The organism is Streptomyces sp. P17 (genome assembly GCF_032436805.1).
In the GTDB taxonomy this organism is placed as follows: domain Bacteria; phylum Actinomycetota; class Actinomycetes; order Streptomycetales; family Streptomycetaceae; genus Streptomyces.
In genome coordinates, this window is sequence record NZ_JAVRBF010000127.1 from 1 (window position 1) to 7,235 (window position 7,235).

Genomic DNA, 7,235 nt, shown 5'->3' on the forward strand with positions numbered 1-7,235 from the left:
GCCGCGGCGTGGATCAGGACGCGTTCACCGGACTTGAGACCGGCCAGATCCCGCAACCCGTAATACGCCGTCAGGAACACCGCCGGGACGGAGGCCGCCTGCTCGAACTCCCACTCGTCCGGCATGCGTACGACCATCCGCTCGTCGGCGATGGTCAGCGGGGCGAACGCCGACGGGAACCCGCCGAACACCCGGTCCCCGACGGAGAATCGCGTCACCCCGGGCCCGGTCTCCACGACGACACCGGCGCCCTCGGCCCCGAGACCGTCCTCGAACCTGGCCAGCCCCAGGGCCCCTGCCACGTCGTAGAAGTTGAGGCCCGCGGCCCGCACCTGCACCCGGACCTCGCCCGCCTCCAACGGCCGCGACGCACGCGGGTTCTCCGCCTTCCCGACATCGTCCAGCGTGCCGCCTCCCAGCGCGTCGATCCGCCAGTCGGTGCCGGCGCCGAACCCGCCGACCCCCGCGATCTGCCGGCCGTCGACCGAGCGCACCAGGCGGGCTGCCAGCAGGCCGCCCTTGCGGTGGGCGAGTTGGGGCTCCGAACCCGTCACGGCGAGGCCGAGGACGGTGTTCCAGTTCAGGTCGGTGGTGTCGGTGTCGAGGAGGGTGAAGCGGTCGGGGTGTTCGGTCTGGGCGGTGCGGATGAGGCCCCAGGCGGTGGAGGCGGGGAGGTCGGTGACGCCGGGGTGGTCGCTGGTGGCGACGGCGCCGCGGGTGACCACGACGAGCGGGACGTCCTCCAGCCGGTCGTCACCGAGCCAGGCCTGCACCGTGAGCAGGAGGTGTTCGGCGAGTTCGTGCGTGGCGGCCGGGATGTCGGTGGTGTCCGGGGCGGACGCGACCGTCAGCACCGCGCACTGGGGCAGTGGACCGCCCGCGTCCAGGGCGGCGAGGAGGGCGGCGGTGTCGGCGTGGATGGTGGCGCCGGGGATGGAGAAGGGCGTGTCGCCCAGGACCGCGACCGAGGTGACGGGGGTGGCCGCCTCGGACGGCGTCACCGGGAACCACTCCAGCGCGAACAGGCCGTCCAGGTCCGGCGCACCCCCGGACAACCGGGACGGGTCCACCTTGCGCAGCCGCATCGCCTCGACCAGCGCGACGGGAGCACCCGCCGGGTCGGCGGCCGCGACGCGCACCGTGTCCTCGCCGGTGCTGCGCAGCAGGACGCGGATCGTGGCGGCGCCGGTGGCGAGCAGGGACGCCTGGTTCCAGGTGAAGGGCAGCCACACGCCTTCGGCTGCGAAGCCCTCGTGGAAGCGCTGTGCGTGCAGGGCGGCGTCCAGCAGGGCGGGGTGCAGGCCGAAGCGGGCGGCGTCCTCCTCGGCCTGTTCGGGCAGGGCGACCTCGGCGAACAGCACCGACGGGTCGGCGGAGCGCCAGACCGACCGCAGGCCCTGGAAGACAGGGCCGTAGTGGTAGCCGCGCTCGGCGAGGTCGGCGTAGAGCGAGTCGACTGGGACGGGGGTGGCTCCGCGGGGCGGCCAAGCCCCGGAGAGCTGTGCGAGGTCGGCGTCGTCGGCGCCGAGGGGATCGGGGGCGAGCGTGGCCTGGGCGTGCCGGGTCCACACCCCTCCCCCGCCGTGCGGACGGGACAGCACGGCGGCGGTGCGTCGTCCGTCCTCGCCGGCCGGGTCCACGACGACTTGGATGTCAGCGTCGGTGCCGTCGGGCAGGATCAGCGGCTGCTGGATGAGGAGTTCCTCCACCAGCGGGCAGCCGGCCTGGTCGCCCGCGCGGATCGCGAGGTCGACGTACGCCGTGCCGGGCACGATCACGGTCCCGGCGACCGCGTGGTCGGCGAGCCAGGGATGGGTGGCGGTGGAGATACGGCCCGACAGCACGACCGCGCCCTCACCGGCGACCTCCACGCTCGCGGCGAGCAGGCCGTGCTCCAGCGCGGTCAGACCCACCCGTCCGAGGTCGCCGCTGCCGGCCGGTGAGGTGCGCTCCAGCCAGTAACGCCGCCGGTCGAAGGCGTAGGTGGGCAGCTCCACGGGGTCGGCGGCGGGGACGATCGTGTCCCAGTCGAGTTCGACGCCCGCGGCCCAGAGTTGCGCGGCGCTGGTCTGCAGGCGCCGCAGTCCGCCCTCGTCGCGACGCAGGGTGCCGGTGACCGTCACCCCGGCCGCGCCGTGCTCCTCGGCGCTCTCGGCGATGGCCGTCGTCAGCACAGGGTGGGCGCTGGCCTCGACGAACACGGTGATTCCGTCGTCGAGCAGCGCGCGCGTGGCCTCCTCGAAGCGCACCGGCTCACGCAGGTTGTGGTACCAGTACGCGGCGTCCATGGCAGCCCCGTCGGCGAGTTGCCCGGTGACCGTGGAGTACATGGGGATCCGGCCCACCGACGGCGTCAGCCCCGCGAGGCCGTCGAGGATCTGCCGCTGCACCGCCTCCACGTGCGGGGAGTGCGAGGCGTAGTCCACGGGGATGCGCCGCACCCGCGGCCCGTGCTCCTGCGCGGACGCCATGAACTCCAGCGCGGCCTCCAGGTCGCCGGCGACGATCGTGGACGACGGCCCGTTGACCGCCGCCACCCACAGCCGATCCATCCACGGGTCCAGAGCCTTGGCGGTCTCCGTGGCCGGGGCCGCGACCGACAGCATGGTGCCGTCGCCGGCGATGGCGGTGATCGCCGCGGACCGGGTGACCACGATCCGTACGGCGTCCTCCAGGGAGAGAACGCCGGCCACGCAGGCGGCCGCGATCTCGCCCTGCGAGTGGCCCACGACCGCGTCCGGGGACACCCCCAGCGACTCCCACAGCCGGGCCAGGCCCACCATCACGGTGAACATCACCGGCTGGATCACATCCACCCGGTCCACGTCCTGGGCCTCGGGCGCGGCGGTGAGCACGTCCAGGAGCGACCAGCCCGCCAGCTCCTCCACGAGCGCCGAGACCTCGCCGACGAGGTCCGCGAACACCGGGGAGAGCGTGAGGAGTTCGCGGCCCATGCCGAGCCACTGCCAGCCCTGGCCCGGGAACACCAGCGCCACCCTGTTCGGCGTCACCTGTCCCGACACCACACCGGCGGCGGCCGGCCCCGAGGCCACGACGTCGTCGAGCGCGGCGAGCAGGGCCTCGCGGTCGTCACCGACGACCGCCACCCGGTGGCGCAGCCCGGCCCGGCCCAGCAGGGCCTGCCCGACCGCGGCCGGGTCCGCGTCGGTCTCCCGTACGAAGGACGCCAACGCACCCGCCTGTGTGGCGAGTCCACCCACGCTGCCCGCGCCGAGCAGCCAGGCCACCGGTGCGCCGGCCGGCACGGGCGAGGCCTGACCGGCGGTGTCGGGTTTCGGCTGCTCCTCGGGCGCCTCCTCGACGATGAGGTGGGCGTTGGTCCCGCTCGCGCCGAAGGAGGAGACCGCGGCCCGCCGCGCCCTCGCCCCACGCGGCCAGGCGACCGGTTCGGTCAGCAGCTCCAGCGCGCCCGCCGACCAGTCCACGAAGGGGGACGGCTCGGTGACGTTGAGCGTGCGCGGCAGTTCCTCGTGCTGGAGGGCCATCAGCATCTTGATGACGCCGCCGACACCGGCGGCGGCGACGGAGTGCCCGATGTTGGACTTGAAGGAGCCCAGCCGCACGGGCCGGTCCGCGGGCCGGTCCTGCCCGTACGTCGCGATCAGCGCCTGCGCCTCGATCGGGTCGCCCAGCTTGGTGCCGGTGCCGTGGGCCTCCACCGCGTCGACGTCCGCCGTTCCCAGGCCTGCGTTGGCCAGTGCCGCGCGGATGACGCGCTGCTGCGACGGTCCGTTGGGCGCCGTAAGGCCACTGCTCGCGCCGTCCTGGTTGATGGCCGAGCCGCGTACGACGCCCAGGATCCGGCGTCCGTTGCGCCGCGCGTCGGACAGACGCTCCAATGCCAGCATGCCGACGCCCTCAGCCCAGGCGGTGCCGTCGGCGTCGACGGAGAAGGGCTTGCACCGCCCGTCGGGGGACAGCGCCCGCTGCCGCGAGAACTCGATGAACCCGCCGGCCCCGGCGAGCACGGTGACACCACCGGCCAGCGCCAGAGTGCACTCGCCCTGCCGCAGCGCCTGCACCGCCAGATGCAGCGCCACCAGCGAGGACGAGCAGGCCGTGTCCACTGACACGGCGGGGCCCTCGAAGCCGAACGTGTACGACACCCGGCCCGACAGCACACTGGAGGTGTTGCCGGTGAAGGCGTACCCCTCGACGCTCTCCGGCAGGCCCTCCATGTCGCAGATGTAGGAGGAGGTGCCCGCACCGACGTATACGCCGGTCAGGCTGCCCTTAAGGGCCTGCGGGTCCAGTCCGGCCCGTTCCATCGCCTCCCAGGACGTCTCCAGCAGGAGCCGCTGCTGCGGGTCCATCGCCAGCGCCTCACGCGGGGAGATCCCGAAGAACTCCGCGTCGAAACCCGCCACATCGTCCAGGAAACCGCCGCGCCGGACGTACGACGTCCCGAAGTGCTCCGGGTCCGGGTCGTACAGGTCCTCCACCCAGCCGCGGTCGGACGGGAAGTCGCCGGTGGCGTCGACACCGGCCGCGACCAGGTCCCACAGGTCCTCGGGCGAGCGCACCCCGCCCGGGAAGCGGCAGGCGATACCCACCACGGCGATCGGCTCGGTGACGTCGACGGCGGTCACCGGACCGGCCGGCTGGAGGCCACTCGCGGTGCCGAGTACCTCCTCCACGACGTACTGGGCCAGCGCGGCCGGGGTCGGGTAGTCGAAGACCAGGGTGGCGGGCAGTTGGAGACCGGTGGCGGCGGACAGCCGGTTGCGCAGCTCCACCGCCGTGAGCGAATCCACACCCGCGTCGAGGAAGCCCCTGGTCTCGTCCACCCGGGCCGGGCCGTCGTACCCGAGGATCGTGGCGACGTGGCCACGGACCAGGTCCAGCACCGCCCGGTAGCGCTCGGCCTTGGACAGCCCCAGCAGACGGCGGGCCAGCGACAGGCCGGAGTCCCCGCCCGAGGCGGCGGCACGCCGCAGCGGTGTCCGCACCAGGCCGGACCAGAGCGGCGACAGCACCCCGGCCATGGCCCGCTCACGCAGCACCTGTACGTCGACCCGCGTGGCGATCGTCAGCGCCGTGTTCGCCAGCAGGCTCGTGTCGAACAGCGTGAGGCACTCCTCGACCGGCAGCGCCACGGCCCCCTCGCGGCTCAGCCGCGCGGCGTCCGCGCTCTCCTCCGTCCGCAACGCGCCCCAGGCCACCGAGAGTCCGGGCAGCCCCAGGTCCCGGCGCCGCTGTGCGAGCGCGTCCAGGAAGCTGCCGGCAGCGGCCAGACCCGCGTACCCGGCGCCGCCCAGCACACTGGCCGCCGAGGAGAAGACCACGAAGGCCGACAGGTCCAGGTCCCGGGTGAGTTCGTCCAGAACCACGGCGCCCCTGAGGCGCGCGTCCAGCAGCGCGCCGAGCCGGTCCGCGGTGAGCGTCTCCAGCAGCCCGCCCGCGACCTCGCCCACCGTGTGCACGACACCGGTGAGCGGCCGCTCCGCCGGGATGCCGGCGAACACCTCGGCCAGCGCGACCCGGTCGGCCGGATCGCAGTCGGCGATCGTCACCTGGGCCCCGAGAGCAGCAAGTTCGTCGCTCAGCTCCCGCGCCTCACCGTCGCTTCCCGTGAGCACGAGGTGGCGAACACCGTGCCGCACGACAAGGTGACGAGCCACTTCCCGGCCGAGGCCCTCGACACCGCCCGTGACGAGAACGGTGCCCGACGGGTCGAGTACGACGCCGTCCTGCTGCGGGGCGGCTCGCTCGAGGCGGGGTGCGAGGAACTCGCCGTCGCGGTGGGCGAGTTGGGGTTCGGTGGTGTGGGTGAGGACGGTGTTCCAGTTCAGGTCGGTGGTGTCGGTGTCGAGGAGGGTGAAGCGGTCGGGGTGTTCGGTCTGGGCGGTGCGGATGAGGCCCCAGGCGGTGGAGGCGGGGAGGTCGGTGACGCCGGGGTGGTCGCTGGTGGCGACGGCGCCGCGGGTGACCACGACGAGCGGGACGTCCTCCAGCCGGTCGTCACCGAGCCAGGCCTGCACCGTGAGCAGGAGGTGTTCGGCGAGTTCGTGCGTGGCGGCCGGGATGTCGGTGGTGTCCGGGGCGGACGCGACCGTCAGCACCGCGCACTGGGGCAGTGGACCGCCCGCGTCCAGGGCGGCGAGGAGGGCGGCGGTGTCGGCGTGGATGGTGGCGCCGGGGATGGAGAAGGGCGTGTCGCCCAGGACCGCGACCGAGGTGACGGGGGTGGCCGCCTCGGACGGCGTCACCGGGAACCACTCCAGCGCGTAGAGGCCATTGGTGTTGAGGGAACTCGCCGCGAACTGCGTGGTGTCGGCCTGCCGCACGCTGAGGGCGCCGATCTCCAGCACTGGGTTGCCCGCGGGGTCGGTTGCGGTGAGGTGGATGGTGTTGTCGGGGTTGGTGTGGAGGTGGATGTGGAGGGTGGTGGCTGCGGTGGCGTGGAGGGTGAGGGTGGTCCAGGCGAAGGGGAGCCAGGTGCCGTCCTGGGGGAAGCCGGGGTGGAACTGGAGGGCGTGCAGGGCGGCGTCGAGGAGGGCGGGGTGGATGGTGTGGCGGGTGGCGTCCTCGTGGGTGTGTTCGGGCAGGGTGACCTCGGCGAACAGCACTGAGGGGTCTTGGTCGCGCCAGACCGCGTGCAGGTTCTGGAAGGCGGGGCCGTAGTGGTAGCCGCGTGCGGCGAGGTCGGCGTAGAGGGAGTCGACCGCAACGGGCGTGGTCCCGGCCGGCGGCCAGGCTCCGGGGAACTGGTCTGGTCGGGGGGTGGGGGTGTGGGGGGTGAGGGTGGCCTGGGCGTGGCGGGTCCACACGCCTTGTCCGCTGGTGCGGGCGTGGATGGTGAGGGTGCGTCGTCCGCTCTCGTCGGCCGTTTCCACCACGGCCTGGAGGTCGATGGCGGTGTCCGGGGGCAGGACGAGGGGCTGCTGGATGAGGAGTTCCTCGATGGTGGGGCAGCCGGTGTGGTCGCCTGCGCGGATGGCGAGGTCGACGAAGGCGGTGCCGGGCACGATCACTGTTCCGGCGACGGTGTGGTCGGCGAGCCAGGGGTGGGTGGCGGTGGAGATACGGCCCGACAGCACGACGGGTCCGTCGCCGGCGACCTCCAGGCCGGCCGTGAGCAGGCCGTGTTCCAGCGCGGTCAGGCCCACCCGGGCGAGGTCGCCGTGACCGGCCGCTGTGGTGCGTTCCAGCCAGTAGCGGTGGCGGTCGAAGGCGTAGGTGGGCAGCTCGGGGGTGTCGGCGGTGGCCGGGAT

General features: G+C 73.7%; 1 protein-coding gene. It reads right to left on the reverse strand.

Going from position 1 to position 7,235, the window contains the following annotated elements; translation table 11 throughout:
* Positions 1 to 7,235: SDR family NAD(P)-dependent oxidoreductase (locus RMT89_RS39360; protein ID WP_315888559.1), on the reverse strand; the 7,235-nt coding region annotated here is incomplete at both ends.